Annotated in this window: 29 protein-coding genes, 1 tRNA gene and 1 pseudogene; 15 read left to right on the top strand and 16 right to left on the bottom strand. The window is 73.5% G+C overall.

Annotated features, from left to right (window positions below; genetic code table 11):
* The coding region (locus HCJ92_RS08380) for a hypothetical protein (RefSeq protein WP_209310857.1) at positions 1–251 on the top strand (251 nt) is incomplete at its 5' end.
* A 45-nt stretch (positions 252–296) separates the two neighbouring features.
* The gene (locus HCJ92_RS08375; RefSeq protein ID WP_167932825.1) at positions 297–488 is read left to right on the top strand and encodes a hypothetical protein; all 192 of its coding nucleotides are present in this window, start codon (positions 297–299) and stop codon (positions 486–488) included.
* 303 nt (positions 489–791) lie between these two features.
* Here HCJ92_RS08375 and HCJ92_RS08370 read toward each other — a convergent pair whose 3' ends face one another.
* Complete coding sequence (locus HCJ92_RS08370) at positions 792–1,685, bottom strand: alpha/beta fold hydrolase (RefSeq protein ID WP_338054078.1); 894 nt, start codon at positions 1,683–1,685, stop codon at positions 792–794.
* A 327-nt stretch (positions 1,686–2,012) separates the two neighbouring features.
* On the opposite strand from HCJ92_RS08370, the gene HCJ92_RS08365 reads away from it, so the two are divergent.
* Positions 2,013–2,540, top strand: coding sequence for a GNAT family N-acetyltransferase (locus HCJ92_RS08365; protein ID WP_167932824.1), 528 nt, complete (start codon positions 2,013–2,015; stop codon positions 2,538–2,540).
* Between the two features lie 108 nt (positions 2,541–2,648).
* Here the strand turns inward: HCJ92_RS08365 and HCJ92_RS08360 are convergent, their stop codons facing one another.
* A complete protein-coding gene (locus tag HCJ92_RS08360; protein ID WP_167932823.1) occupies positions 2,649–3,137 on the bottom strand; it encodes a GNAT family N-acetyltransferase in 489 nt (162 codons plus the stop codon).
* Between the two features lie 149 nt (positions 3,138–3,286).
* Between HCJ92_RS08360 and HCJ92_RS08355 the strand changes: the two genes are divergently transcribed.
* Positions 3,287–4,099, top strand: a complete 813-nt coding sequence (locus HCJ92_RS08355) for an exodeoxyribonuclease III (RefSeq protein WP_167932822.1) — start codon at positions 3,287–3,289, stop codon at positions 4,097–4,099.
* Positions 4,100–4,212: 113 nt separating this feature from the next.
* On the opposite strand, the gene HCJ92_RS08350 is transcribed toward HCJ92_RS08355, so the two are convergent.
* Positions 4,213–4,443, bottom strand: coding sequence for a hypothetical protein (locus HCJ92_RS08350; RefSeq protein WP_167932821.1), 231 nt, complete (start codon positions 4,441–4,443; stop codon positions 4,213–4,215).
* Positions 4,444–4,973: 530 nt separating this feature from the next.
* On the opposite strand from HCJ92_RS08350, the gene pip reads away from it, so the two are divergent.
* The 3 genes from pip to HCJ92_RS08335 all read left to right on the top strand — a co-directional run bounded on the left by pip (position 4,974) and on the right by HCJ92_RS08335 (position 7,334).
* Complete coding sequence (pip, locus tag HCJ92_RS08345) at positions 4,974–5,987, top strand: prolyl aminopeptidase (protein ID WP_338054079.1); 1,014 nt, start codon at positions 4,974–4,976, stop codon at positions 5,985–5,987.
* Positions 5,988–6,028: 41 nt separating this feature from the next.
* Entirely contained in the window at positions 6,029–6,568 is a 540-nt protein-coding gene (locus HCJ92_RS08340) for an AAA family ATPase (protein ID WP_167932820.1), read from the top strand.
* A 67-nt stretch (positions 6,569–6,635) separates the two neighbouring features.
* Positions 6,636–7,334, top strand: a complete 699-nt coding sequence (locus HCJ92_RS08335) for an aspartate/glutamate racemase family protein (protein ID WP_167932819.1) — start codon at positions 6,636–6,638, stop codon at positions 7,332–7,334.
* Positions 7,335–7,364: 30 nt separating this feature from the next.
* On the opposite strand, the gene HCJ92_RS08330 is transcribed toward HCJ92_RS08335, so the two are convergent.
* Positions 7,365–8,519: an LLM class flavin-dependent oxidoreductase gene (locus HCJ92_RS08330; protein ID WP_167932818.1), complete on the bottom strand. Its 1,155-nt coding sequence runs from the start codon at positions 8,517–8,519 to the stop codon at positions 7,365–7,367.
* 247 nt (positions 8,520–8,766) lie between these two features.
* On the opposite strand from HCJ92_RS08330, the gene HCJ92_RS08325 reads away from it, so the two are divergent.
* Positions 8,767–9,003 (top strand): hypothetical protein, encoded by a 237-nt coding sequence (locus HCJ92_RS08325; RefSeq protein WP_167932817.1) that lies wholly within the window; start codon positions 8,767–8,769, stop codon positions 9,001–9,003.
* Positions 9,004–9,091: 88 nt separating this feature from the next.
* On the opposite strand, the gene HCJ92_RS08320 is transcribed toward HCJ92_RS08325, so the two are convergent.
* Positions 9,092–9,286 (bottom strand): hypothetical protein, encoded by a 195-nt coding sequence (locus tag HCJ92_RS08320; RefSeq protein WP_167932830.1) that lies wholly within the window; start codon positions 9,284–9,286, stop codon positions 9,092–9,094.
* Between the two features lie 211 nt (positions 9,287–9,497).
* Positions 9,498–9,722, bottom strand: a pseudogene (locus HCJ92_RS25790) (DUF4253 domain-containing protein); the annotation flags it as partial.
* A 160-nt stretch (positions 9,723–9,882) separates the two neighbouring features.
* Between HCJ92_RS25790 and HCJ92_RS08310 the strand changes: the two are divergent.
* Entirely contained in the window at positions 9,883–10,209 is a 327-nt protein-coding gene (locus tag HCJ92_RS08310; protein WP_245240696.1) for a hypothetical protein, read from the top strand.
* Positions 10,210–10,402: 193 nt separating this feature from the next.
* Here HCJ92_RS08310 and HCJ92_RS08305 read toward each other — a convergent pair whose 3' ends face one another.
* The 8 genes from HCJ92_RS08305 to HCJ92_RS08270 all read right to left on the bottom strand — a co-directional run bounded on the left by HCJ92_RS08305 (position 10,403) and on the right by HCJ92_RS08270 (position 17,641).
* A complete protein-coding gene (locus HCJ92_RS08305; RefSeq protein WP_167932816.1) occupies positions 10,403–11,662 on the bottom strand; it encodes a PQQ-dependent sugar dehydrogenase in 1,260 nt (419 codons plus the stop codon).
* A 627-nt stretch (positions 11,663–12,289) separates the two neighbouring features.
* Positions 12,290–12,363 (bottom strand) — tRNA-Ala (locus HCJ92_RS08300).
* A 174-nt stretch (positions 12,364–12,537) separates the two neighbouring features.
* A complete protein-coding gene (sepX, locus tag HCJ92_RS08295; RefSeq protein ID WP_167932815.1) occupies positions 12,538–13,602 on the bottom strand; it encodes a divisome protein SepX/GlpR in 1,065 nt (354 codons plus the stop codon).
* A 113-nt stretch (positions 13,603–13,715) separates the two neighbouring features.
* On the bottom strand, positions 13,716–14,393 hold the full coding sequence (locus tag HCJ92_RS08290) for a GNAT family N-acetyltransferase (protein ID WP_167932814.1): 678 nt from the start codon (positions 14,391–14,393) through the stop codon (positions 13,716–13,718).
* The gene (locus HCJ92_RS08285; protein ID WP_338054077.1) at positions 14,390–14,941 is read right to left on the bottom strand and encodes a MogA/MoaB family molybdenum cofactor biosynthesis protein; all 552 of its coding nucleotides are present in this window, start codon (positions 14,939–14,941) and stop codon (positions 14,390–14,392) included. Before HCJ92_RS08285 ends, HCJ92_RS08290 begins: the two co-directional genes overlap by 4 nt.
* Complete coding sequence (gene moaC, locus HCJ92_RS08280; RefSeq protein ID WP_167932813.1) at positions 14,938–15,423, bottom strand: cyclic pyranopterin monophosphate synthase MoaC; 486 nt, start codon at positions 15,421–15,423, stop codon at positions 14,938–14,940. The genes HCJ92_RS08285 and moaC overlap by 4 nt, the downstream gene beginning before the upstream one ends.
* A 24-nt stretch (positions 15,424–15,447) precedes the next feature.
* Positions 15,448–16,734 carry a molybdotransferase-like divisome protein Glp gene (gene glp, locus HCJ92_RS08275; RefSeq protein WP_167932812.1) on the bottom strand — a complete coding sequence of 429 codons (1,287 nt, stop codon included), beginning with the start codon at positions 16,732–16,734 and terminating at the stop codon, positions 15,448–15,450.
* Complete coding sequence (locus HCJ92_RS08270) at positions 16,727–17,641, bottom strand: UTP--glucose-1-phosphate uridylyltransferase (RefSeq protein WP_167932811.1); 915 nt, start codon at positions 17,639–17,641, stop codon at positions 16,727–16,729. The genes glp and HCJ92_RS08270 overlap by 8 nt, the downstream gene beginning before the upstream one ends.
* Before the next feature lie 127 nt (positions 17,642–17,768).
* Here HCJ92_RS08270 and HCJ92_RS08265 point away from each other — a divergent pair, with 127 nt between their 5' ends.
* Positions 17,769–18,521 carry a 5-formyltetrahydrofolate cyclo-ligase gene (locus HCJ92_RS08265; RefSeq protein WP_167932827.1) on the top strand — a complete coding sequence of 251 codons (753 nt, stop codon included), beginning with the start codon at positions 17,769–17,771 and terminating at the stop codon, positions 18,519–18,521.
* A gap of 164 nt (positions 18,522–18,685) precedes the next feature.
* Here the strand turns inward: HCJ92_RS08265 and HCJ92_RS08260 are convergent, their stop codons facing one another.
* Positions 18,686–21,520, bottom strand: coding sequence for a penicillin acylase family protein (locus tag HCJ92_RS08260; protein ID WP_167932810.1), 2,835 nt, complete (start codon positions 21,518–21,520; stop codon positions 18,686–18,688).
* Positions 21,521–22,019: 499 nt separating this feature from the next.
* Between HCJ92_RS08260 and HCJ92_RS08255 the strand changes: the two genes are divergently transcribed.
* The 4 genes from HCJ92_RS08255 to HCJ92_RS08240 all read left to right on the top strand — a co-directional run bounded on the left by HCJ92_RS08255 (position 22,020) and on the right by HCJ92_RS08240 (position 24,957).
* The gene (locus HCJ92_RS08255; protein WP_167932809.1) at positions 22,020–22,382 is read left to right on the top strand and encodes an FmdB family zinc ribbon protein; all 363 of its coding nucleotides are present in this window, start codon (positions 22,020–22,022) and stop codon (positions 22,380–22,382) included.
* Positions 22,379–23,212, top strand: coding sequence for an S-methyl-5'-thioadenosine phosphorylase (locus HCJ92_RS08250; RefSeq protein ID WP_167932808.1), 834 nt, complete (start codon positions 22,379–22,381; stop codon positions 23,210–23,212). Before HCJ92_RS08255 ends, HCJ92_RS08250 begins: the two co-directional genes overlap by 4 nt.
* Before the next feature lie 509 nt (positions 23,213–23,721).
* Entirely contained in the window at positions 23,722–24,384 is a 663-nt protein-coding gene (locus HCJ92_RS08245) for a hypothetical protein (RefSeq protein WP_167932807.1), read from the top strand.
* A 114-nt stretch (positions 24,385–24,498) separates the two neighbouring features.
* Complete coding sequence (locus HCJ92_RS08240; protein WP_245240695.1) at positions 24,499–24,957, top strand: MscL family protein; 459 nt, start codon at positions 24,499–24,501, stop codon at positions 24,955–24,957.
* A gap of 87 nt (positions 24,958–25,044) precedes the next feature.
* On the opposite strand, the gene HCJ92_RS08235 is transcribed toward HCJ92_RS08240, so the two are convergent.
* Positions 25,045–25,764 carry an AMP-binding protein gene (locus HCJ92_RS08235; protein ID WP_167932805.1) on the bottom strand — a complete coding sequence of 240 codons (720 nt, stop codon included), beginning with the start codon at positions 25,762–25,764 and terminating at the stop codon, positions 25,045–25,047.
* Positions 25,765–25,848: 84 nt separating this feature from the next.
* Between HCJ92_RS08235 and HCJ92_RS08230 the strand changes: the two genes are divergently transcribed.
* Positions 25,849–26,889, top strand: coding sequence for a P1 family peptidase (locus tag HCJ92_RS08230; RefSeq protein WP_167932804.1), 1,041 nt, complete (start codon positions 25,849–25,851; stop codon positions 26,887–26,889).
* The last annotated feature ends 79 nt before the right edge of the window (positions 26,890–26,968 follow it).

Genomic DNA, 26,968 nt, shown 5'->3' with positions numbered 1-26,968 from the left:
CGCTGACACCGCGCGGACCGCGGGCCCGGCGGGGCGTCGAGGCCCGAAGGACGCGGAGGTCGCGGATGGACGTGGAGGTCGCGGAGGTCGCGGAGGTCGCGGAGGTCGCGGAGGTCGCGGAGGTCGCGGAGGTCGCGGAGGTCGCGGAGGTCGCGGAGGTCGCGGAGGTCGCGGAGGTCGCGGAGGTCGCGGAAAAATTCACTCTCCCGCCCAGCCGGAAATGCGGCCATTTCACTCATATGCCACGCTGAGGATCGTTCGCATACGCATCCTCCGAACAGGAGCAGTGAGCTTCCATGGGTATCTCGGACCAGTTCGACCAGTTCAAGGACAAGGCCCAGGACGCGGCCAAGAAGGCCAAGGACGCCATGGGCGGCGACAAGCAGAAGGACGGCGACCGGTCCTCCTCCGACATGACCGACAAGGCCCGCGACAAGGGCAAGGACATGTCGGACCGGCTCCGGGACCGCAAGGGCGACGGCCACTGATCGCTCACTCCCCCCAGTCGTCCACCCCGGAGGGGTGCGCTCCCGCACCGAGCGCGCCCCTCCGGGGCTGTGCGCTCACCGCCTTTCCCAGAGCCGCTTCGCCCGCCACCCGCGCGGGGCGGCGCCACCCGCACCACACCGGTGCACGGGGACCGCGAACCCTCGGCAATCCCAGCACCACCCCGCAGCCCGCAACCCGCAGCCCCGAACCGACCGCCCGGCGGCAGTGACCGCCCGCTCACCTGCCCTCCGCCGCTCACTCCCACCCCGCGCCCCCGTCCCCGCGCCCCCACATCCCTCTTCTCACCGCACCGGCGCCACCACCGCGTGGCGATCCGCCAGGGAACGGAGCACGGCCGCGACCGCCGGGGCGTTCTCCAGGGGAGTCATGTGGCCGACGCCGCGCAGCAGCACCAGCCGTTCAGGGTCAGGGAGCCGAGCGACGGTGCGCTGGGCGTGAATCGGTGGGGTGAGCCGGTCCGCGGTGCCGTGCACCACCGCCGTGGGGACAGCGAGGCCGGCTGTCGCCTCGTGGGCGGACAGTTCCGCCAGCACGGCACCCCACGCCGCCCGCCCGCGCCGCTCACAGGCGTGGGCCATGCGCGCGACGTGCTCCCGCGCCCCGGGCGGCGGAGAGGGGCCGAGTGTCGCGTAGGAGAGCGCCCAGCCGCTGACCCGGTTCATCGGCCCGAGCGGCAGCAACGACCGCAACAGCGAGGCATGCACGACTCGGCGCAGCGGCGCGGTGGGCAACGGGACGACCCTCGCCCGACCGGCCAGGTCGTCCAACCCGGTCGAACACAGCGCCGCCGCGGCCACCCGCTCCCGGAAGGCGGCCCGGCCGCCGGCGGCGACCACGGCCATCGCACCCATGGAGTGCCCCGCGACAACCGCCCGCGCGCCCGGCGCCACGACGGCCTCCAGCACCGCGCACAGGTCGTCGGCGAGTTGCCGCGGACCGCATGGACCGAAGCCGCGCGGGCTGCGCCCGTGGCCGCGCTGGTCGTACCTCACCACGCGAACCGCGGGGCCCAGCCCCCGCGACACGGCACCCCAGACGGAGCTGTCACAGGTCCACCCGTGGGCGAGGACGACCATCGGGGCCCCGGGCGGGCCCGCGACGTCGACGTGCAACCGGGAGCCGTCGGCGGAGACCACCACGCGGCACGCCGCGACGCCCGGCTCCGAAGCCGTCACCGCCGTTCCACCCGGTCCCTCGATCGCAGACCGTCACGCCCCATCGCCCGCACCCCCGTTGCCATCGACCGTCGCCCCACCACCACCATCCACCACCAGCCACCACCCCCACCATCGAATATCACCGTCAGTGACCGAATGTACGGCTGATAGTAACGGAGCGCAAGGGGGCGACCGGCCCCTCATGGCACGTCGGAGCGAAGCAGGGCGCACAGCACCGGCCCCGCACGCCCTCCCCACAGGGGCCGGGGAGGCGGCGCGCGGTGACGACAGGTCGCCCACTCCCCGACCGGTACGGATGTCGGCCCCCTCGCCTAGGGTCGGCACATGACCGATGAAGCGTCCGGAGCCCTGCGGCTCGCACCCGTCACGCCCGAGAACGTCCGCGCCGCCTGCCGGGTGGCGGTCGCGCCGGCCCAGGAGAAGTTCGTCGCCCCGGTGATGTTCTCGCTGGCCGAGGCCTACGCCAACATCGACACGGCCTGGCCACGGCTGGTGTACGACGGCGAGCGCCTCGTCGGCTTCGTGATGGCCGGGTTCGACGACGAGCCGGAGCACGAGGCGTACCGCTCCGGCATCTGGCGGCTGAACATAGCCGCCGACGAGCAGGGCCGCGGGTACGGCCGGTTCGCCGTGAACGCCGTGCTGGAGGAGGCACGGCGACGCGGCGAACGCCGGGTCACCGTCTCCTGGGTCGAGGGTGAGGGCGGGCCTGCCGCCTTCTACGAGAAGCTCGGCTTCCGGACGACGGGCGAGATCCTGGACGACGAGATCGTCGCCGAGATCTTCGTCGACACCCACGCTGCCGCCGACGAGGCCGACGGGGGCGCGGACGACGCCCGGAGCGGGGCCTGACCCACGCCCCGGGGCAGGGTCGGACGAGGCGGGAGGCGCCCCCGGCGGGTGTGCCTCCCGCCGGCCGGTCCGCCCCGCGCCGTTCGGGCGCGAGGCGGACCGGCTCCGTCAGAGCGCCTTGACGAAGCAGCGGCTGCTGGGCTCCGCGCGGTAGCACCCGAACTTCCGGCTCTCGGGCAGCAGGGTGTAGCCGCTGGAGACGTACAGCGCGATGGCCTCCGGCTGCTGGTCACCGGTCTCCAGGACCATCCGCGTCCGCCCCGCCTCGCGGGCGGACTCCTCCAGCCGGGCCAACAGCAGCCGTGACAGCCCTCGCCCCCGGGCGTGGAGCATCACGAACATCCGCTTGATCTCCGCGTCACCGTCGGCGTAGTTCTCCTCGGCCGAGGTGTCCATCGCCCGCCAGCCGCCGCTCGCCACGGGCGAGCCGTCGGCCTCGTAGCCGAGCAGGTACAGCCCCTGGGGCGGGTCGAACATCGCGGGATCGAGCGGGGTGACGTCCCCCTCGCCGCCGTAGCGGACGGCGTACTCCGCCTGCACGATGTCGCTGAGTTTGCGCGCGTCGGGGTGGTCGAAGCGGGCCGTGACAATCCTCATGCGCACAACGGTACGACCGCCGCGAGCGGGCCGTCCGCCGGGCCCTGGGCCGATGGACGGCGCTGCCGAGGCCCCGGTGTGAGAGCCGTGGCCGTCGGTGGGCTCGCGTAGGCTGCCACGGCCTTTCCGCACGACCCCGGGAGTCATAGGTGTACACGGTCACGTCCGTCAATGTGAACGGCCTGCGGGCAGCCGCGAAGAAGGGCTACCAGCAGTGGCTGGGCGCCACCACGGCCGACGTGGTCTGCCTCCAGGAGGTACGTGCCGAGGCGGCGCAGCTGACCGCCGAGGTGCGGGAGCCGGACGGCTGGCACGCCCACTGGGCGCCGGCGGCGGCCAAGGGGAGAGCCGGTGTGGCGCTGCTCACGCGGGCCGAACCGCAGCGGGTCCGGATCGGGTTCGGCGCGGCGGAGTTCGAGGACTCGGGCCGCTACGTCGAGGCGGACCTGCCGGGTCTGACCGTCGCCAGCCTCTATCTGCCGTCCGGCGAGGTGGGCACCGAACGCCAGGAGGAGAAGGAGCGGTTCCTCGCCGCGTTCCTGCCCTACCTGCGGGAACTTCGCGAGAAGGCCGCCACGGAGGACCGCGAGGTGCTGGTCTGCGGCGACTGGAACATCGCACACGGCGAGGCGGACCTGAAGAACTGGCGCGCCAACCGAAGCAACTCCGGGTTCCTTCCCGAGGAGCGCGACTGGCTTTCGCGGGTGTTCGGCGACGAGGGCGGCTACGTCGACGTGGTCCGCTCGCGACGCCCCGACGAGACGGGGCCGTACTCCTGGTGGTCCTACCGGGGCCGGGCCTTCGACAACGACTCCGGCTGGCGGATCGACTACCACGCGGCGACGCCGAAGCTGGCGGCGCGTGCGGTCGAGGACACCGTGGAGCGGGCGGCGACCCACGCCGAGCGGTGGAGCGACCACGCCCCCGTGACGGTGCGGTACGCCGACGCGCCGGCGGGCTGAGCCCGGGAACCCCCGCGACCGGGCAGCGGGCGGTCGAGCGGTGGCCCGCCCGGTCCACGGGACGGCGGGCCCACCGTCGTCATCGGGGCGGCGCGCCGCCCCGATGAGGCGCCTTACTTCAGCGAGTCGTCGCCGTGCTCCTGAACGTGGCGGGCCACGGCGTCCAGGGCACGCTTGACCTCCTCGTCGGAGCCATTGCCCCGCTCCTTGCGGTAGTAGGCCGCACCGAGCTTGCGCAGCGCGTCGTTGCCGGCGCGCTGCGTCTGGACCTCGTCGAACTTGTCCTTGCCCTGCTTGATCGCGCCCTGGGCCTGCTCCTTGGCCCTATCGAAAAAACTCGGCATGTCTCCCCGGTCCTTCGTGCTACTCGTCGGCGGCCCCGGTGGAACCGCGCTGCTGCCGCCACGCTACGCCGTCGGGCTTCCCCTCGGAGGCGGAAGCCCTCGCATGCCGACACGACGTCACATTCCGGGCTGTGAACCGGCGGTGGGTCCGACGCCGAACGTCCGCGAGGGTCGGGCGTTCGGTGCTGACCGACGCGGGCCCGGCCGGGCGGCCCGCCGCGCGTCGGATGAGGTCCCGGGCCCGCGAGGCTGCCGTCCGCGTTCGGTGGGCACGACACAGTGCCGGTCTCCCGGCGGCGGATCCCAGGGGAGAAGCTGGCGGGAGCGCACACCCCGCGCCCTGATGCGCGCCCGGCGCGTAGCGCAGCGGGTGCGCAACCCCACCGCTCCCTCCGCGAAACCCGGTTGGGAACAGCACTCGCCCCCGGTACGGTGCAGCGCCGGGCGACACCACCCGGCAGAGGCCCGACCCCGACCGCAGCGGAGCCCAGGTGAACCAGCAGCGCACCCCCGACGATCCGCTCTCCCCGATCGGTGCCCCGCCCCCCGCCACGGGCGGGCCCCGCCAGGCGTACGAACCCTACGAGCCCTACGACTCCGGGATGATCGACGTGGGCGACGGCCAACGGCTGCGCTGGGCCGTGGCGGGCAACCCCGAGGGACGGCCGGCCCTCGTGGTCCACGGCGGCCCCGGTTCGGGCAGCAACACCGGCGCGCTCCGCCGGTTCGACCCGCGCCGCTACCGGGTCGTCCTGCTGGACCAGCGCGGCTGCGGCCTCAGCACCCCGCACGCGTCCGACCCCACCACCGACCTGCGGCACAACACCACCGAGCACCTCATCGCGGACATGGAGGTCGTGCGCCGGCACCTCGGCATCGAGCGCTGGCTGCTGTACGGCGGCTCCTGGGGTTCGACCCTGCTGCTGGCCTACGCCCAGCGGTTCCCGAGCCGGGTCACCGCGATCGTCGTCCACTCGGTCACCACCACCCGCCGGAGCGAGATCGACTGGCTCTACCGGGGTCTCGGCCGCTTTCTCCCCGAGCAGTGGGAACGCTTCGCCGCCGCCTCGGGCGCCGGCCCGGCGGACGACGGCATCACCGAGGTGCTGCGGGCCTACGCCGCCCTGACCTCCGACCCGGACCAGGCCGTACGCGACAGGGCGACGGACGCCTGGTGCGCCTGGGAGGACGCGGTCCTCGCGCTGGACGCGCCCGGCTCCCCGCCGGCCGCGCACTACGCGGGACGACCGGACGCGGCCCGCAGCGCGACCGTGCGGATCTGCGCGCACTACTTCGCCCATGGCGCCTGGCTGGAGGAGGGCGCCCTGTTGCGCGACGCGCCCCTCCTCGCCGGCATCCCGGGCGTGCTGGTACACGGCCGCCACGACGTGGGCGGGCCCCCGCACACCGCTTGGGAACTGTCCCGCCGCTGGTCCGACGCCCGGCTCACGATCGTGGAGGACGCCGGGCACCTGGGCAACGCCCGCAGCGGAGGACTCGTCACCGCCGCCCTCGACCGGTTCGCCGGCACGCCGGAACGCTGAACCGCCCATGGTCCCGTCCGACTCGACAAGGAGCTGTCACCGTGCCCACCGGAGCGGATCGTCGCAGGCCCGCAGCACTGCTGCTGAACGGAACAGTGGGAGCGGGGAAGACGACCACGGCAGGCGCGGTGTCCGACCTGCTCGCCGAGCGCCGCGTGGCACACGCGGTCGTCGACATCGACGAGCTGCGGCGCTTCCGGCCGGCGTCTCCCGGCGACCCGTTCCGGCTCGCGGTGGCCCTGGCCAACCTGCGCGACGTCTGCCGGAACCATCTCGCGCTCGGCGCCGAGCGTCTGGTGCTCGCCGGGGTCTGCGAGGACACCGAGCAGCGCACCCGGCACGAGGAAGCGGTCGGCGTACCGATGACCGTCGTCAGGCTGCGCGTCGCCCCGGAGACCGCAGCCGCCCGGCTGCGCCACCGTCACGCGGCGGACCCCGCCGCCCTCGCCTGGCACCTCGACCGCTGCGGCGAACTCCACGCGATCCTGGACCGCGCCGGCGTCGACGACCACGTCGTGAGCGCCGACGCGTCGCCTCGGGAGACGGCCGCCCGTACTCTGCGGGCCATCGACCGGCGCTGAGTCCCGAGCGCCCCGCACGACCGACTCCGGCCGGAGTCACCGACCCCGTACCCGTCCGAGGAGCATCATGAAGGTCGTCGGCCTGATCGGCGGAATGAGCTGGGAATCCACCGCCGCGTACTACCGCCTCCTCAACGAGCTCACGCGCGAACGGCTCGGCGGCCTGCACTCGTCCCGGTGCGTCCTGTACTCCGTGGACTTCGCGGAGATCGAGCAGTTGCAGGTCCAGGGGCGGTGGGACGAGGCCGGCTCGGTCCTCGCGGAGGCGGCACGGGCGCTGGAGCGGGCCGGCGCCGATCTGGTGCTGATCTGCACCAACACGATGCACAAGGTCGCCGACCAGGTGCAGGCGGCGGTGGACGTCCCCCTGCTGCACCTGGCCGACGCCACGGCGGACGCGGTGCGCGGCACCGGGATGCGCACCGTCGGCCTGCTGGGCACCGCCTTCACCATGGAGCAGGACTTCTACCGGCGACGGCTTGAGGCGGGCGGGCTGACGGTGCTGGTCCCCGGCGCCGAGGACCGGGCCCTCGTGCACCGGGTGATCTACGAGGAGCTGTGCGTCGGGGTCGTGCGGGAGTCCTCGCGCGACGACTACCGGCGCGTCATCGGGCGGCTCGCGGCGGCGGGTGCCGAAGGCGTGGTCCTCGGCTGCACCGAGATCGAACTGCTCGTCCGCGCGGAGGACAGCGCCGTGCCGCTCTTCCCCACGACCCGGCTGCACGCCCAGGCCGCCGTCCGCGCGGCCCTCGCCGCCGACGGGTAGGCGCCGGCGGCGACGGCACGCCGCTCCCGGTCAGGCCGCGGTGCCGGCCTCCTCGACGGCCTGCCCCGCCACGGGCATGCCGAAGACGTCGGCGATGAGCTCCAGGCTCCGCAGTCGCTCGGCAGCGCCGTGGACGTTGGCGGTGAGCATCAGCTCGTCCGCCCCGGTGCGGGAGACCAGGTCGGTGAGGCCGGAACGCACCGCGTCCGGGGTGCCGTGCACGGCGTGGGCCAGCCAGTCGTCGGCGATCGCCCGCTCCCGCTCGGTGAACGGGTAGCGCTCGGCCTCCTCCGGCGTCGCAAGCGGCGCGGTCTCCCCCCGGCTGAGCCGGACCACCGCGAGGGCGCTGGTCAGCAGCTGCCGTCGGGCATCGGCACCGGTCTCAGCGGCCAGCGCGAGGACGGAGACCATCGCGTAGGGCCGGTCCAGGACCGCGGACGGGCGGAAGGCCGCGCGGTAGGTCTCCAGCGCCGCCAGCGTGCCGCGCCCCGCGAAGTGGTGCGCGAAGGAGAACGGGAGCCCCAGCCGACCGGCCAGCTCGGCGCTGAAGTTGGACGAGCCCAGCAGCCAGATCGGCGGCCGGCCGCTGCTGCCCTGCACCGGCCCGGGCACCGCGTGGACCCCGGCGTAGCGGTGCCCCGCCGGGAAGTCGTCGTCGAGGAACCGGGTCAGCTCGTCCAGGGCCTGCGGGAACCGGTCAGCGGCCTCGCGAACCCGGTCGCTGCCGCGGAGCGCCGCGGCAGTCACTCCGTTGGTGCCCGGGGCGCGCCCCAGTCCGAGGTCGATGCGGCCCGGTGCCAGCGCCTCCAGGGTGCCGAACTGCTCCGCCACGACCAAGGGCGCGTGGTTGGGCAGCATGACGCCGCCCGATCCGAGCCGGACGCGGCTGGTCCAGGCGGCGAGGTGCGCCAGGAGCACGGCAGGGGAGGAACTGGCGACACCCGCCACCGAGTGGTGCTCCGCCACCCAGAACCGCCGGAACCCCCGCGCGTCGGCGAGCCTCGCCGTCTCGGTGGTGGCGCGCAGCGCGTCGGCGGCGGTGTGGCCGCTGCCGACCGTCGCCAGGTCCAGCACCGACAGCGGTACCGGCGCCTCCCCGACCGCCCGACCGCGGACGTCCCCCGCCGGCTCCGTCGAACCCTTCACGTTCTGCCCCTTCCTGTCGCGACCCTGCCGGGAGCTCATCGCGTCGCCACCGGCTCGGCACCGCGCCCGCGGGGTGGCTGCTGCTCCCGCCCCGGCGGCCTGCTCGTGTCTCCCAGCAGGGCAACCGGGTGGCGGGGCGCGGCATTCCCGGGCCGCTCGGGTTACCTCGCGGCGAGCCGGAGCGGAAGGCGCCGAAGCGGCCGAGAGGCTGACGGGCGCCGCCGCGCCGGCCTGGTCCCGGGCGCGACGGCGCGCCCACCGGCGACGAACCCGAGGAGTGACGACCATGGCCATGTGCGAGGTATGCGGCAACGAGTACCGGATGACGTTCGAGGTGCGGGCGGCGGGAGCGGTACACGTCTTCGACTCGCTGGAGTGCGCGGCGCAGCGCATCGCCCCGATCTGTGAGAACTGCGGCTGCCGCATTCTCGGACACGGCCTGGAGACCGAGGAGGGCCGGTTCTTCTGCTGCGCGCACTGCGCCCGCACCCAGGGGGCCGACCAGCTGGTCGACCACGGCTGAACGACTTCGCGGCTGGGACCGCGGCGCCGCGCACCGCCGAGGAGCGTGACCAAGACGGTGCGCGGTCGCGGCCCCCGCCGCGACGCTGTCAGGGCAGGTAGCGCTCCACCGCAGCCGGTCCGTGCTCCTCCAGCAGGCGCCGGGCCTGCTCCAGCCGCTCGGGGGTGACGTCCTTGCCGGTGAGCCGCACCAGGTCCTCCGGGTCCACGGGGCCTTCCGCCCCGGTGTGGAGCAGGCGGTCGGGCGTCGGCGCGTCGATCGGCGGATCCGTCGCGTCGTCCATGAACGGCTGCTCGGGATCGGCTTCGGGTCCTTGCGTCATGGATACCTCCCGTGCGGGGCCGGCGGCTCCTCCACGGTAGGCGCGGGCGGGGTGGCCCGCATCCGCGACCGCCGCGGGCGCCGACGCGCGCCGTCAGTCCCACCAGAACGATGAGAAGTCCTCCCCGATCAACGCGGCGACGTACGTCGCGAGGCCCCCGCCGGGCGTTCTGCCGGACGTTGTCGGGGCAGCAGGCGTGGTGCTCGGCTGCCGCGCGCAGGGCCGACTCCTCGTCACGCGGCGGCGACGCGACGCTCAACAGGAGCGTGTCGAAGCCCAGCCCGACGTCCCGCGCGCCGAACCGGTCCTCCCAGGAGCGGAGCACCGCCGAGAACGCCGACATGTCACCGGTGTGGCCGGCGGGGCCGCTCCACCCGCAGGCAGCCCGGACGTCGGCCGAGCGGTCGGCGGTGTCGTGGCTCTCACTCGGACGACGCTAGCCGCCCCCACCGACAGCCGACCGTTCGCGACCGCTTCTGTCGGCGCTGCCGCCTACGGTGAACGGCACTGATCGAGGCGACGGCCGGGGAAACCCGCCCGGCACGGAGGAGGCCCCCATGACCGAGGTCGAGATGTGGCGACTGGTGGACCGGGCCGAGGGGACGACCGTCGGCGAGATACACGTCGAGGACTCGGACTTCCCCTGGTTGACCGGGCGGTTCGAACCGCGCCCCGCGTTCGGTCCGTTCCGGTCGCTGTTCGACGCGCTCTCCGACCGGCTGGAGGCCGAGGACTGGGACGGGTTCGAACTCGCCCACCGCCGCATCGACGCCGTGCTGGCGCTCCATCGGCCCGACCGGGCAGCGGTACCGGACTACCTGCTGCGACTCGACGGCGACGAGGCGGCGTTCCGCTGGGCCGACGCCCCCTTCCCGGCCCTCTGACCGCCGGCCGGAACGGGCGCGGCGGTGAGGGGAGCGGCGCGCGGGCGGTCGAGGCGGTCGGTCGGTCGGTCGGTCGGTCGGTCGGGGCAGGGTAGTCGGGGCAGGGCGGGCACGACCGAGGGCCGGGCCCGCCCGGACGGTGGTCCCAGCGGGCCCGGCCGGAGGGGGCGGGCCCGGGTGTCAGGCGGCGGGGTCAGGAGGTGGGTGCCGCCGCGTCCACGGACTCGAAGCCCACGCGGTGCAGCTGCCCGGGCAGGTCGTTGACCACGTAGAGCTCACCACCCACGTCGGTACCGAAGGCGCTGACCTGCGTCGGGAACTCTCCGACGCGCGCGTCCTCGTACCCGCCGTTGCCGTCGGGCCGAACGGCCCAGGCGGTCGACGAGCAGTAGTCGGTGGCGATGTAGACGCCCTCCGCCAGCTCTGCGTGGCGCTCACCGCGGTAGACGTGACCGCCGATCACGGCACAGCCGTCGACCGACGTCCCGTAGGTGAAGACCGGGTCGTGGTAGTCGACGTCGGGGAGGCAGCGGTCCGCGTTGAAGACCTCCAGCCCCTCCAGGCAGGACCAGCCGAGGTTGGCCCCGGCGGCCGACTCGGGCAGGTGGTTGATCTCCTCCCAGCGGCCCTGCCCGACGTCGGCGATCCACAGCGAGTTGTCGGCCGGGTCGACCGAGAAGCGCCAGGCGTTGCGCAGCCCGGTCGCCCAGATCTCGGACCGGGCGTCCGGGTCGTCGACGTAGGGGTTGTCCTCGGGCACGCAGTAGGGCAGTTCGCCGCAGGTCGCGTTCACGTCGACCCGGACGATGGTGCCGAGCAGGGTGTCGACGCGCTGCCCGTTGTCGTCGGGGTCCCCGGCGCCGCCGCCGTCGCCGAGGCTCCAGTACAGGTGGCCGTCGGCACCGAAGGCGATCTGACCGCCGTTGTGGTTGCTGTAGTTCGGGTGCTCCTGGGAGATGAGCACCTCGGTGGAGCCGTCGTTCAGGTCGTGGCGGGCCAGCGTGACGTCGCCCGCGGGCGCCGCCGTGTAGCCCAGGTACACGTGCTGGGTGTCGGCGAAGTCCGGTCCGGTGGCAATGCCCAGCAGGCCGCGCTCGTTGCCGCCGACCGCGATGAGCGAGGTGACGTCGAGCAGGGGTTCGGCCGTCAGCCCGGTGTCCGGGTGGTACACCCGGACCGTCCCGGCCTTCTCCGTGATGAGCAACCTGTCGGTGCCGTCGTCGGGAGCGGCTATCGCGGTGGGCCGCGCGAGGCCGAAGGCGAGCTGTTCGGTGGTGACGGCGAGGTCGGTGAGCGCGGTCGACCCGCCACCGTCCGGGGTGACGGACGCCGTCGTGAGCGGGGTGTCCTCGGACTCGTGCGCCTGCGCCGCGAGGGCGCCGTGGGCGAGGGGCGCGGTGGCTGCGAGGGACAGTGCGAGCAGGGCCCGGACCGTCCAGGTGCGTCGTGACATGGCGACTCCGTCAACTGTGGGGGACGTGCGGCTGTCGTTCCGTCGTGCGGCGGTACGCGGTCGCGGCGGTCCATGACCGTTGCGGGCCGCGGTGGTGCGGCTGCGCGGTGCTCAGGTGCGTGATCATGCGGTGTCGCCGGGTGCGGCGAGGGCCGCGGGCGGTGACACGGCGCGGCGGAGTGGGGGCCGCCGAACGCGCGGCGTCGACCGGACCCGGGCGAAGCCGTGGCGCGACCGTCGGGACGGTAGCCGGACGCCGCGTGGCGACGCCAGGGCACCGGGCCGCTTCCGGACGTCCACCGTCCGAGGCTCGGCGGTGATCCGGCGAGGGGCGTGCGAGGCGCCGGGGGCGGAGAGAGGGACGTGAGCGGGGTGACGCCGACGACCGGGCGCCGTGCGGCCCTCGCCACGGGCGACGCCCGCGTGCCTGGCGGGGATGGCGTGAAAGGGGACGTGGGCGCGACCTTCCCCGCGCTGCACGGCCCGAGTCGGCGGTGGCCGAGTCGGCGGTGGCCGGACCGGCGAGGACCGAGGCGGCGGGGCACGACGAAAAGCCCCGCCCGATCTTCCGACCGAACGGGGCTTTCGCGGCTGCTCGTTCCTGGAACTGCGTGAGCTGCCTCGCTGTGGACCTGTGGGGATTTGAACCCCAGACCCCCTCGTTGCGAACGAGATGCGCTACCAGGCTGCGCTACAGGCCCTTGCGAACGATCAAAACTCTAGCACCTCGACCACCCGAGACCGAAATCGGCGACCGAACGACCGGGGGGCCGGGGGCCGGGGGGCCGGGGCGGCGTCCACTGCGCCGGGGCGGCGTCCACTGCCCAGAGTCAGGCACCGGGTGGCACAGGACGACGGCGACGGCGGGGCGAGCGTCACTCCCCCGCCGCGCGCGGCCGTTCCTCGTCCACCCGCTCGTCGTACTGGTCGAAGAGGGGCGTGCGCTGCGGTCGGGCGGAGCCGGAGGTGGCCGGGCCGGGCACGGCCGCCGCTGCGCCGCCGGCGGTGGTGGAGCGGGCGGCGCTCCAGGTGTCGGGCGCGTCGAGATCGACGGTGCGGTTGCTGCGGGGGGCCACCGGCGCGTTGACGTAGGTGGGCAGCGGAACGGGTGCGGGCTCCCAGCCCTCGGCGTCGGGAGCACCGCCGCTGCGTTCCTGGTCGACCCACTCGGCGTGGTCGGTCTGCTCGACGAGGGCGCGCCGCCCCTCCGCGGCGGGCGAGGCGACCGGCTCGGGCGCGACGGGCTGCGGCCGGGGCCGCTCCCGGAGTCGCCGCGCGGCCTCCTCCGCCCGGCGGCGGTCCATCGTGACGGCGTAGCGCCGCCGTTCCTGGCGGCGCAGGTGGACGATGTAGACGCTCAACAGCACCGCCGGGGCGACGGGCAGCCACATCAGCAGCGGACCGCCCACCGACATGGCGACGATGCCGCTGCCCGCGAAGGTGAGGAACAGCAGCATGGTGACCCGGCGACGTCTCACCAGGACCTTGGCGCGGACCCCGGACCGCTCCTCGTGGGCGGCGCCGCGGTCGGGCGTCGCCGAGCGGGGCGCGTGCTCCGGCGCCTCCTCGGAGAGGTCGCGCAGTTCGGTGACCGGATCGGCGTAGCCGCGCAGGTCGGAGTAGGGGTCCGACCGAGCGGCGCTGCCGGGGTGGTGGTCGGCCCCGGCCTCCGCCTCGTCGTACACCGGCCCGTCCGGTTCGGACGCGGCGGTCGGCTCACCGGCGTCGGTGTCCGTGCCGGAGCGGCGGCGCCGCCGTTCGGTGTCCCGGGCAGACCGGCGCTCCAACCCCGCGCGGCCGGACAACAGCCGGATGGCGGTGCTGAAGCGCTCCGTCGGACGGGCTTCGTTCAGTTCGTCCTGGCGGCGGAGCCACATCGGTACGAGATACGCGGCCCACGCCCCAACGATCATTGCGAAGATGAGGCCATGGCTGTTCACGGTCACACGGTAGAGGGGTTTCCGCGACCGCATCAGCCACATTGCGCGGTGTGTTGCGGGTTCTGGCCGCCATCCCGGTGTTTTCCTCGGATTGTTATGAAGGCGGACCGGATTTATCGAATGTCTGTTTTATTTTCTGTCTTGCGGCCGATGTCCGACCCGCCCTCGGCACCCGTTCCGCGCGGCTCACGTCGCGCTCGCCAGCCGGGCAGCAACCCCTCGGGCACGTCATCGGAGGTGAGCGTGTACACGATGTGGTCACGCCAGCCGCCGTCGATGTGCAGGTAGCGGGGGCGCACGCCCTCCTCGCGGTAGCCCAGCTTCTCCACGACCCGTCGGCTGGGTCCGTTCTCCGGGCGGATGCAGATCTCCAGCCGGTGCAGACCCACCGTCAGGAAGCAGTGATCGGTGGCCATCGCGACCGCGGTGGGGATGACCCCGCGTCCCGCGACGGCGCTGTCCACCCAGTACCCGACGTGCGCCGCGCACAGGGAACCCCAGGTGATGCCCGCCACCGTGAGCTGGCCGACCATGCGGCCCTGATAGGTCACCACGAACGGCATCATCCGGCCCGCGTGCGCCTCGGCTCGCATGTGGCGGACGTTCTGACGGAACGTCGGGCGGCGCGGCTGGTGATGTCCGGGCGGAGCGGGCGGCACGGTCGCCTCCCAGGGCCGGAGCCACGCCCGGTTCCGCTGGTTGATCTCCCGCCAGCTCGCGTGGTCACGCTGCCTGATGGGGCGCAACCCCACCTCGCCCTCGACGAGTTCCACCGGCCAGTGGGCGCTCACGGTCGCTCCCCGGTGCTGCCGCCCGTCCCGGGCGCGACGCGTTCGGACGCTGCGCCGCCGGGGCGGGGGTGGTCGCCGCCGCGCAACTGGTCCACGGCGTGGACGAGGAGCGGTCGGAGCACGGCTAGTCCGTCCTTCACCCCGCCGGTGGAGCCGGGCAGGTTCACCACGAGAGTCCTTCCGGCGACGCCGGCGAGTCCCCGGGAGAGCGCGGCGGTCGGCACCTTGGCGAGACCGGCGGCCCGGATGGCCTCGGCGATCCCCGGCACCTCTCGTTCGATGACGCGGCGGGTCATCTCCGGCGTGAGGTCGCCGGGGGTGAGCCCCGTGCCGCCCGTGGTGACGACGACGTCGTACCCGGCCTCGACGGCGGCGGTCAGCGCGGCTGCGACCGGCTCGCCGTCCGGTACGACCTGCGGTCCCTCGGTGGCGAAGCCGAGCGCGCGGAGTTCCTCGACGACGAGCGGACCGCCGGTGTCCCGGTACACACCGGAGGCGGCGCGGTTGGAGGCGGTGACGGCCAGCGCCCGGTAGCGCGGGGCGGTCACGACTCCCGGCTCCAGTCGCCGGAGGCGCCGCCGGTCTTCTCGTCGACCCGGATGTCGGTGATCACCGCCGCGCGGTCCACCGCCTTCACCATGTCGACGACGGTCAGCGCGGCGACGGAGACGGCGGTCAGCGCCTCCATCTCGACCCCGGTGCGGTCGGTGGTGCGCACGGTCGCGGTGATCTCGACGGCCTCGTCGGAGACGGTCAGTTCGACCGAGACACCCGAGATGGCCAACGGATGGCAGAGCGGCACGAGTTCAGGGGTGCGCTTGGCGCCCATGATGCCTGCGATCCGGGCGACGGACAGCGCGTCCCCCTTGGGCATGCGGTCCGGGCCGGCGCGGAGCAACTCCACGACCTCGGGCGTCACCCGGACCCGGCCGGTGGCGCGCGCGGTGCGCCGGGTGGTCTCTTTGGCGGAGACGTCGACCATCCGGGCCGCGCCGGCCTCGTCGATGTGCGTCAGACGGGTGCTGCTCATGATGGCCAACGGTACCCCGGCCGGTCAGACCGGTGTGTCCAGGAGCACCACGTCGAGCTCGTCCCCGGGGGTGATCTCGGTGGTGTGCTCCGGCACCACGATCAGCGCGTCGGCGTGGGCGAGCGCCCCCGTGAGGTGGGAACCGGAGCCCCCCACCGGCCGGACGGTACGGCGGTAGGAGTCGTGGACGCCCCGGAGGAACTGGCGTTTCCCGTGCGGGGAGGAGCGGGGGCCGTCCGCCTCCAGGGTGGCGCGCACTCCCGGCCGGAAGGGGTTGGGCAGCCCCGACATCCGCCGCAGCGCGGGCCGGACGAAGACCTCGAAGGAGACGTAGGAGCTGACGGGGTTGCCGGGGAGCGCGAGAAGCGGGATGCGCGCCTCGCCGAGGACGCCGAACCCCTGCGGCTTGCCCGGCTGCATGGCGACCCGTCGGAAGTCGACGTGCCCGGGGGTGCGCCCCAGGTTGCTGAGCGCCTCCTTCACCACGTCGTGGGCGCCCACGCTGACACCGCCGGAGGTGACGATGAGGTCGGCGCGGATCAGCTGGTCCTCCAGCACTGTCCGCAGCGCACGGGCGTCGTCGGCCACAGCGCTGACCCGGTAGACGACGGCGCCCGCCTCCTTGGCGGCGGCGGAGAGGGTGAAGCTGTTCGAGTCGTAGATCCGACCCGGCCCCAGCTCGTCGCCGGGCCGCACCAGCTCACTGCCGGTGGAGACGACCACCACGCGCGGGCGGGGGCGGACGCGGACGAAGGCCCTGCCGATGCCCGCGAGCAGGCCGACCTGTGGCGCGCCGATCAGCGTCCCGGCGGTCAGCGCCGTGGAGCCGGCCGCGATGTCACTGCCCCGGGGGCGGATGTACTGCCCGGCCTCGGGCGCCCGGAACACCTGCACCTGCCCGTAGGCGACGCTGCCGGGCGTCATCGTCCCGGCGGGCCCGTTGCCGCTGCCGCCGTCGGTCCACTCCACCGGGACGACGGCGTCGGCGCCCTGCGGCACGGGGCCGCCGGTCATGATGCGGACCGACTGGCCGGGGCCGACCACCGGCGGGTTCTCGGTGCCGGCGACGACCTCGCCGGTCACCACCAGGCGGGCGGGCTCGGAGTGGTCGCATCCCCGGAGGTCGGCGGAACGCACCGCGTAGCCGTCCATGGAGCTGTTGTCGAACGGCGGCAGCGGGAGAGGCACCGTGACGTCCTCGGCGAGGACGCAGCCGTGGGCGTCGAGCAGCTGGAGCTCGATGGGCTCCAGCGGCTTGACGGCGGCCAGGATGTCCTCCAGGTGGTCGTTGACCGACCAGATGTCACTCAATCTCTCGCATCTCCCCGTTGACGTACTTGGTGAGCCAGTCCCGGAAGTCGGGTCCCAGGTCCTCACGTTCGCACGCGAGCCGGACGATCGAGCGCAGGTAGTCGGCCCTGTCGCCCGTGTCGTACCGCCGGCCGCGGAAGACGACACCGTGGACGGGTCCGCCGATCGAGGGGTCGCCCGCGAGGGTCTGCAGCGCGTCGGTCAGCTGGATCTCCCCGCCGCGGCCGGGAGCGGTACGCCGCAGCACGCCGAAGACGGCCGGGTCGAGCACGTAGCGCCCGATGACCGCGAAGTTGCTGGGCGCCTCCGACCGGTCCGGCTTCTCGACGAGGCCGGTGACCCGCACGACGCCGTCGCTGCCGACGGCCTCGACGGCGGCACAGCCGTAGAGGTGGATCTGGGAGGGGTCGACCTCCAGCAGCGCGACGACGCTGCCGCCGAACTCCGCGCGCACCTCGGTCATGCGGGCGAGCAGCGGGTCCCGGGGGTCGATGAGGTCGTCGCCGAGGAGCACGGCGAACGGCTGGTCACCGACGTGCGGCTCGGCGCAGGACACCGCGTGGCCGAGGCCGCGGGGGTCGCCCTGGCGTACGTAGTGGACGGTGGCGAGGGTGCTGGACTCCAGGACGCGCGAGAGCCGGCCCTGGTCGCCCTTGGCGCGCAGGATCTCTTCCAGCTCGTAGTTGCGGTCGAAGTGATCCTCCAACGGGCGCTTGTTGCGGCCCGTCACCATGAGGACGTCGGTCAGGCCGGCGCTGGTGGCCTCCTCGACGACGTACTGGATCGCCGGCCGGTCCACGACCGGCAGCATTTCCTTGGGAGTGGCCTTCGTTGCGGGGAGGAACCGAGTACCCAGGCCGGCGGCGGGAATGACTGCCTTGGTGATCGCGGAACGCGCTGAGGTCATACCGGTCACCTTATCCGTTTAGTCTGCTTGTACAGCGCATCCGATGACGGGTGCACGAGCAGGTGGGGCGCCCGCGTGTGCGCTCCGCACGACCGGCCCCCGGGGAGCGGCAACTGTGGACGAGAGCATGGCCATCGCGGCGCGGAAACGTGAGGTCCGCAGGGACCTGCTGGCGGTGCGGGCGGCGATGGCCGACGACGAGCTGGAACACGCCGGCGAGGCCCTGGCGGAGCAGGCACTGGCCGTGCCGGAGCTGGCCACCGCGGGCACCGTCGCCGCCTACGTCGCCGTCGGACACGAACCGGAGACCCGGCCCCTGCTGGAGGCGCTGCGCGCCCGCGGCACCCGCGTCCTGCTGCCGGTGCTGCTTCCCGACGACGACCTGGACTGGGCCCGGTACGACGGCGCGGCCGAACTCGCCGAGGCGGAGCACCCGGGCCGTATCCGACTGTACGAGCCGGCCGGGGAGCGGCTGGGGACACACGCCGTGACAGAGGCGGACGTCGTGCTGCTGCCCGGACTGGCGGTGGACGGCCGCGGCATCCGCATCGGTCGGGGCGGCGGCTCCTACGACCGCGTCCTCGCACGACTGGCGATCAGCGCGGCACTGCCCGACGACGCCGCCGAGGCCGCCGACTCCGCCGCCCGCACAGCGCCGATCGCGACGGACGGCGCACTGGGCCAGGATGCGGCGGGTGGTCCGGAGGACGGCCCGGCACAGGGCCGCCGGCCGGAAGGATCGGCCGCCGGGAGCGGCAAGCCGCTGCTGGTGGCCGTGGTCTACGGCCACGAGATCGTCGGCCGCCTCCCGGACGAGCCCCACGACCAGCCGGTGCACGCGGCGGTGACCCCGGAGGGCGTCCACCGCTTCCACGGCTGACGGGCACCTCGGTCCACCTCGTCGACCGGGCGCGCCCGGTCGACGGCTCCGCCCGACGGCCGCGGGCCGACGCGCGAGGAAACGGCGAACGCCGCGGCGGGGGGGGCGTGTCCGCCCCGCCCCGTCGCGCCGCGGCGTCGGTGTCACCGGCCTCGCGTGCCCGGCTACGGGATCAGGGCCACCGTGTCGGTGGTCGCCGAGTCCACAGCGTCGTCGCTCCAGGCCCACGGCAGGAACTCGCCGTCCGCCCACAGCTCCGTCTGGTCGGTGTAGTTGCGGTGATAGGCGTGGCCGGAGGCGCCGGCCACGTTGATCCACTGCGACTCGTCGAAGTCGGCCATGTTGACGATCATCCGCATCGACGGCACCCAGGTGACCTCGTAGCCGCCCGCGGCGTTCCACCCGGTCGCGTCGACCGCGTCCTTGCCGCCGGACAGGTTCCACGGGCCGCGGTTGAGCAGCCACCGCACCGGGGCCGGGCCCTCGGTGCCGAGCGTCTGGTTCTCCAGCTCCAGCTGGTGCAGCCGGCCCCAGCTCCAGGTCGAGATGTCCTTGCCCAGCAGTGCGGTCAGCTCCCAGCGGGCGTCCCGCATGGCCTTGGCGAGCAGCTCGTCACGGTTCTCCGACGGCGGGACGGTGCGGTTGCCGGACGTCACCCACCAGTCGCTCTCCTCCTCGTCCAGCAGCGACCGCACCACCTCGAACCAGCGGGAACCGCCGTCGGGCTGGGCCGAGTCCGGCGAACGCTCACCGCACTCGCGCACCAGCGGCGCCCGGCCGTCGACGTCCTCGATCGGACCCGAGTCACCGGTCGGCCGCACCCGCAGGCACTGCCCCTCGACGCGGACCTCCTTGGGGAGCTTGTGGCCGAAGGCGAGCTTCAGCACGTGCCGCCAGACCGCGTTGTAGTAGGCGGCCGAGGCGGAGTCGGCGTCCTGGGTGTAGTCCCAGCCCTCCAGGAGCTCCTGCGCCTCGCGGACGTACGGGTCGGAGACGTCCACCTTCAGCAGATACGGCACCAGGACCTTGGCCATCTCGTTGCTGTTGTCCAGCTGGATGGTGCGCATGTCGCCCATCGAGATCTTCCCGCCGTCCTTGATCTTGGACTGGATCAGGTCGTCGATGCGCTGGCTGCGGGTGCCGTAGTTCCAGTCGTCCGTCAGGAGGTAGGGGTACTCGTCCGGGTCGATGACCGCCTGGTTGGCGGTGACGATGTAACCGCGGTCCGGGTTGTACTCCCAGGGCATCTCCTCCTGGGGGATGTAGCCCTCCCAGTCGTAGGAGGAGTCCCAGCCGGGCGCCGGGTAGCGGCCGTCACCGGCGCCGCGCACCGGGATGCGGCCGGGCGCCTGGTAGCCGATGTTGCCCTCGGTGTCGGCGTAGATCAGGTTCTGGGACGGCACCGCGAAGTCGGCGGCGGCGGCGCGGAACTCGTCGAAGTCGGACGCCTGGTTGAGGTTGAAGACGGCGTCCATCGTCTTCGACGGCTCCAGCGCGGTCCAGCGCAGCGAGACAGCGTAGCCGTTGCCCCGGTCGGGGGCCGCGTTGCCGACGGGCGCCAGACCACCGGTGTCCCGGAGTTCCTCACTGCGGTCGGAGACGATCGGGCCGTTCTCGGTGGCGCGCACCGTGATCTCCCGGGACTCACCGCCGGCGACGTGGATGGTCTCCATGCGGGTGGTGTACGGCACCTCCTCGTCGTCGCGGAGGTAGGTGCCGTCGTTGAGCTTCTCCAGGTACAGGTCGGTGACGTCGGCGCCGAGGTTGGTGAACCCCCAGGCGATGGAGTCGTTGTGGCCGATGACCACACCGGGCATGCCGGAGAAGCTGAATCCGGAGACGGAGAACGGGCAGCTCTCGCTGACCTCGGTGCAGTGCAGGCCCATCTGGTACCAGATGGACGGCAGCATCGGGGCGAGGTGCGGGTCGTTGGCGAGCAGCGGCTCACCGGTGGTCGTGTAGTCGCCGGAGATCACCCACGAGTTGGAGCCGATGCCGCTGCCGTTCGGGCCGAGCAGCGCCGGAACCTCGTCCAGGGCGTCGGCGACCGCCGCGAGCTGGGTCGCGACGCCGGAACCGAGATCGGCGGCCTCACCCGCGCCGGGCGTACCGTCCGCCGGTGTGCCCGCGCCGGGGAGGCCCTCTCCCTCCGTGCCTTCGCCCGGCGTGCCGTCACCGGGGAGGCCGTCCGCCCCGTCGGTGCCGCCCGCGCCGGGGAGGCCGTCACCGGAGTCGCCGTCGCTGCCGGAGCCACCGCCGTCGGGATCGTAGGCACCGCCGGAGACCCCGCCGCCCGAGACGATCGGGGCGTTGCGGTCGTAGGGGTAGGGCGGGTACAGCTCGTCGATCTGCTCCTGGTTCAACCGGCCCGCCAGCAGCGACCGGTCGATCTCCTCTTGGAGGTTGCCGCGCAGATCCCACGCCATCGCCTTCAGCCAGGCCACGGAGTCGACCGGGTCCCACTCCTCGGGCGCGTAGTCGTTCACGAGCCCCAGCGCGGCGTACTCGACGGAGAGTTCGGCGCCGGAGCGGTCGCCGAGGTAGGCGTTGACCCCGTCCGCGTACGCCTGGAGATAGGTGGTGGTGTCGTCCGACAGCTCCTCGTCGAACTCCTGCTGGGCGATGTCGCGCCAGCCCAGGGTCCGCAGGAACGCGTCGGTCTCGACCTGGCTCTCGCCGAACATCTCCGAGAGGCGACCGGAGGTCATGTGCCGGCGGACGTCCATCTCCCAGAAACGGTCCTGCGCGTGGACGAATCCCTGCGCGCGGAACAGGTCCTCGGCGGAGTCCGCGTACAACTGCGGGATGCCGTTGGCGTCCCGCTTGACGTTCACCGGGGCCGATAGGCCGTCAATCTTGATCTGACCGGTCACCTGTGGGTGGGAGGCGCGGACGGTGTCGACCGCCCAGAAGGCACTGAAACCCAGCCCCGCCAACAGCAGCAACACCACCACGATGACGAACAGGCGGAGACGTCGCGTTTTCTTCTTGGCGGGCATCGCTGTCCTTCGCAGGCCATGGGCGGACTGGAAGCAACCATAGACACTCCGCGGGGCGTGTCGTTCCGCCGGGGATCGCTTCACCGCACACCGCACCACGCCGAACACGCCCCGCAGACCGCCCTGTCGACCGCTCGGGGCGCCCGCCGCCACCTGTCGCCGCCGCCCGGAACGCGGGCGGCCCCGGAGCTGCACGGCACCCGGGTCGCCCGAGCGTCGGCGGTGCCGGGGCGGGCGTCGGCGGCGGCGGGGCGGCGCCGTCACCCGGTGCGCGGGAGGTCGACGGGCGACGCGGGGACCGCCTCGCGGGCGGTGGCACCGGGGCCCCCGCGGCCACGCCGTCCCGGTCGGTCGCGTACTGCCCGACGGGTGCCCGGCGCAGGGCGGAACGGGGGCCGCGTGGGGCCGTGGGGACCTTCGGCAGTGGACTATGGGGCCGGAATGTTGCACGATGGACCGTCGTTAGCACTCACCGAAGCAGAGTGCCAGGAGGAATACCGTGCCGACGTACCAGTACCAGTGCACCGCGTGCGAAGAGGGCCTCGAGGTGGTGCAGAAGTTCACCGACGACGCTCTCACCGAGTGCCCCAGCTGCCAGGGTCGGCTGAAGAAGGTCTTCTCAGCGGTCGGCATCGTCTTCAAGGGCTCCGGCTTCTACCGGAACGACAGCCGCAGCACGAGCTCCAGCTCCACGCCCGCCGGCGGGAGCAAGGCCGAGAAGAAGTCCGGCGGCGCCGACAAGCCCGCCACCTCCTCGGACAGCGGCTCGACCAGCGGCACGTCCTCCACCTCGACCGGTGACTCGTCCTCGTCGAGCAGCAGTTCCGGGACCACCAAGACGACGGCCGGCAGCGCCGCGTGACGGCCCGCGCCTCGATCGGCGTCATCGGCGGATCCGGGTTCTACTCCTTCCTCGACGATGTGACGGAACTCACCGTCGAAACGCCGTACGGGGCGCCCAGCGACTCGCTGTTCCTCGGTCGCATCGGGGAACGCGAGGTCGCGTTCCTCCCCCGCCACGGCCGCGGCCACCACCTGCCGCCGCACCGCATCAACTACCGGGCCAACCTGTGGGCGCTGCGCTCCGTGGGCGTCCGGCAGGTGCTCGCGCCGTGCGCGGTCGGCGGGTTGCAGCCGCAGTACGGGCCGGGGACCCTCGTCGTGCCGGACCAGCTGGTCGACCGCACCAAGAGCCGCACCCAGAGCTACTTCGACGGGGAGACCCGCGCCGACGGGGTACGTCCCAACGTCGCGCATGTGACCTTCGCCGACCCGTACTGCCCCCAGGGCCGCGCCGCGTCGCTCGCCGCAGCGCGAGGGGCCCGCTGGGAGGCGGTCGACGGCGGGACCCTCTGCGTCATCGAGGGGCCCCGGTTCTCGACCCGCGCCGAATCCCGCTGGCACGCGGCACAGGGCTGGTCGGTGGTCGGCATGACCGGTCACCCCGAGGCGGTGCTCGCCCGCGAGCTTGAGCTCTGCTACTCGGCGCTCGCACTGGTCACGGACCTCGACGCCGGGGCGGAGAACGGCGAGGGCGTCTCGCACACGGAGGTCCTGGAGGTCTTCGCGAAGAACGTGGACCGCCTGCGCGACGTCCTCTTCGACGCGGTCGCCCGGCTCCCGCAGGAGCAGGGGACATGCCTCTGCACGACCGCGCTGGACGGCCAGGAGACCGGACTGCCGCTGCCCTGAGCGGCGTTGCCGGACGCTCCGCGTGGCGTGGGCGGGCGCGCCGCGGGCGGGCGGGCGGAGCAGCGGAACGGGCCGCGTCGGGTGCCGGCCTCGTCCCCGGTTCGCGGGCGGCGGCCTTCGACGATCCCTCCCCGAGGCGGGCGTCCTCGCGTCGCGGACATGAGGTGTGGGCTGCCCGGCGCGTGTCGACGTACTCATCCGGTCGGAACCGAGCCCCGGTCGGAACCGAGCCCCGGTCGAAGCCGGGCCCTGGTAGGAACCAGGCCGGCGGACGCCGGACGACTGCGGTCACCGGAACGGCGCGGTCCGGTCGGCGCTCCCGGGCATGCCCCACCCTCCCAAAGGGGGCAGACCACCACTGCCCGGCTCGCGCTCCATTCTCACCGCCGGCCGCCCAATATCCGTCGCACAGCGCGTCGACCACTCTCACGGGTGGCGGAGTTCTCCACAGTCGCGGAGTTGTCCACAGGCCCCGGCGGTCACGCTGCATTTTCCGGCACATTGAGGCCATGAACAGCACCGGGAGCCCTGGCGGCTCTCTCCTCGTCCCTCCGTTCCCCCCTGTGCTCGTCAGCCCCGGATTCGGGAGGCTGCGCCGTGCTCTCCGTGACGGACGGCGGATCGCGGCCACGGCCCTGATCGGTGCCGGCGCCGCGCTTCTGCTGCTCGCCCTCGCCTCGCCCGCGCGACCGCCCCTGGGGACGACGCCGGAAGCCGCCGATCGCCAGGGGCCCGCGCCGCCGGAACCCGCCGCGCAGTCGGAAGGGCGGACGGAGGGCCGGCCGGCCGGGGGCGGCCCGGAGGAGGCGGTCGACGACCGGGAGGCGCCCGTCGGGGAGCACCAGGACGATCCGGAGGGCCTGCCGGGCGGGAACGAGCCGGTGTTCGCCCCGGTGCGGCTGACGGACCCGGCGGTCGGCGGGCTGCTGAACCCCGGCGACGTCGTGGACATCCTGGCCGCACCCACCGCAGCGGTGCCCGGCGAGACTCCCCTCGGTACGGCGCGGCGTATCGCACACCGGGCGCGGGTAGCGGAAGTTCCGCCGCCCGAAGAGACTGGTCCGGCCGGCTACGTGGACGGCACACTCATCGTGGTCGAGGTGTCACAGGCGACCGCGGTGACCCTCGCCGGATCCATGAACGATTCACACCTGACGGTGACGCGATGGTAGACAGCTCGTTGCCCGTCAGGAGAAGCGCGGACCGCCGCGCGCGGAGCACACGGAAAGGTCAGGGCGTTGAGCGAGGAAAAGCAGGGCGTTGTCGCCGGATTCAGGGAATTCCTGATGCGGGGCAATGTGGTCGAGCTGGCAGTGGCCGTCGTCGTCGGCGCGGCGTTCACCAAGATCGTGAACGCGGTTGTGGACGGCGTGATCGGTCCGCTGGTCGGCGCTTTCGGCACCCAGAACCTGGACAGCTACACGTCCTGTCTGAAGGGCCCCTGCGGAGAGGTGAACGGCGAGCAGATCGGCGTCCTCATCAGCTGGGGGTCGGTCCTCAGCGCGGCGCTGACCTTCCTGATCACCGCTGCCGTCGTCTACTTCCTCATGATCCTTCCGATGAACCGCTTCAAGGCACGCATGGACGCCAAGAAGCCCCAGGAGACCCCCGCGGCGACCGAGCTGGAGCTCCTGGCGGAGATCCGGGACGAGCTGGTCGCGGCGCGTCGCGCCGGCGGAGCCGACGGACAGCTCGACCTGGACAAGACGGTCAGCGCCCAGCGCTCCGGCTCCGGCGAGAGCTGAATCGGCCGGCGGATACGCTCCGGGGCGGTCGCACGGTTGCCCCGGAGCGGTCACGGGCGGCAGCCGGGCCATCCGTCGCCCGGCCGGTCAGAGGTGGTGCGGCGGCTTCTCGTCGAGGAACCGTGCGAGGTCGGCCGCCACTCCGGGCACCGTCTGCTGGTCGTTCCGGCCGCCCCATCCCTCGTCGCTGTCGTCGCGTGAGCCGACCGCCAGCGGGTCCTCGAAATCGAGCCGGGCGCGGGGGACGTCACGCGGGAGGTCGGGAGTGTCGCTCATGCCACCCAGCCTACGGCCGCTTTTCGGAGCTGAGAGCTCCGAGCCGGGGCGGGCGGGAGCACGCGGGACGCCGGCACCCGGCTCCGGACCGAGCACCTCGTCCCACCAGATGTCCCGGCCTGGCGTCCAGGGCACGGGGCGGCGCAGCAGCGGTACGACCACGACGCTGCGGATGTCGGGGCAGGAGGCGAGAGCCTGGTCCAGTTCGGACTTGAGCGACACGACACGTCCGTCCCGTTCGCATCCGTCGGCGACGACGACGATCTGGACGCCGGTGCTCCGCAGCCGGTGCCGGACCCATCCCGTGTGGTCGCCCAGCGGCAGGCTGATGCGGACGGCGTCGAGACGCAGGCAGGCGAGCGTCGTCGCGAAGGACGCCGGGGAGGTCGGCAGCATCGCCGCGACCCGGTTGCCCGACCCGGCTCCCAGACGTGCCAGGCCGAGGGCCGCACGACGGCCCAGGTCCATCAGATGGGCGTGCGTGGGTACCGCCACGCCGTCGCCCTCGTCCCCCGACTGGTGGATGGTCATGGCGTCGAGCCTGCACCCTCGCGATATACGTCCGCTAAACGCGCATGAGGGGTGCGTCGCTCGTCGGCGTGGTAGCCATGAGCCATGCGAGACGCGCTGACCGATGTAGCCGGACTGCTGGTGGGCCACGCCGAGCGGGTGGGGGGCGGCTCGTTGACGGGGGTGACGGTGGTCCTGCCGCCCGTGGGCGGGGTGACGGCCGGGGTCGACGTCCGCGGCGGTGGGCCGGGGACGAGGGAGACGGACGCGTTGGACCCGCGCAATCTGGTGGGGCGCGCGGACGCGATCGTCCTCGCCGGAGGCAGCGCGTTCGGTCTGTCCGCCGCGGACGGTGTCATGGCCTGGCTGGAGCAGCAGGACCGCGGCTTCCGGGTGGGTCCGCGGTCGGGGCAGGTGGTGCCGGTGGTGCCGTCGGCGGTGCTGTTCGACCTCGGGCGTGGGGGCGACTGGTCGCGCCGGCCCGACGCCGCTCTGGGATTCGCGGCGGCCCAGGCCGCTTCCGCCACCGTCGCGGAGGGCAACCGGGGAGCCGGCGCGGGTGCGGTGGCGGGTGGTCTGAAGGGCGGGGTCGGGACGGCGAGTGCCCGGCTGGAGTCGGGCGCGACGGTGGGTGCGCTGGTGGTCGTGAACGCCGTCGGCTCGGTGGTGGACCCGGACACGGGTTCGCTCTTCGGTGCTCCCGCGTGGCGGCCCCCGGTCGAGGTGCGGGACTCGGCGAAGGAGCTGCTGGCGGCGGCGCTGCGGGAGTCGGACCGTCGGGCGCCGCAGTCGCTGGGCGGCCCGCTCAACACCACCCTGGCGGTGGTGGCGACCGATGCGTCGCTCAGCCACGGACAGACCCACAAGTTGGCGGGCACGGCCCACGACGGTCTGGCGCGGTCGGTGCGCCCGGTGCACCTGCTGACCGACGGGGACACCGTGTTCGCGCTGTCCACTCGCGACCGGCCCCTCCCGGAGGGGGAGGCGCGGGTGCAGGCGGTCAACGAGGTGCTGGCGGCGGGGGCCGACACCCTGACGCGGGCGGTGGCGCGGGCGGTGCTGGCGGCGGAGAGCTGCGACACCCCGGGTGGGGTCTTCCCCTCGTACCGGGAGCTGTACGGCGGTCCGGCGACGCGCGAACCGTGACGCCGCCGTGAGGCGCGAGCGCGGGGCCGTCCAGTGGAGCGCTCCCGGGCATCGGCGGGCCCTGGACGCCAGGCCGGGA

Source organism: Streptomyces spiramenti (genome assembly GCF_012034385.1).
GTDB classification, from domain to species: Bacteria; Actinomycetota; Actinomycetes; order Streptomycetales; family Streptomycetaceae; genus Streptomyces; species Streptomyces spiramenti.
The sequence above is the reverse complement of the archived record's forward strand: the minus strand, read 5'-3'. Positions and strand labels throughout refer to the sequence as shown.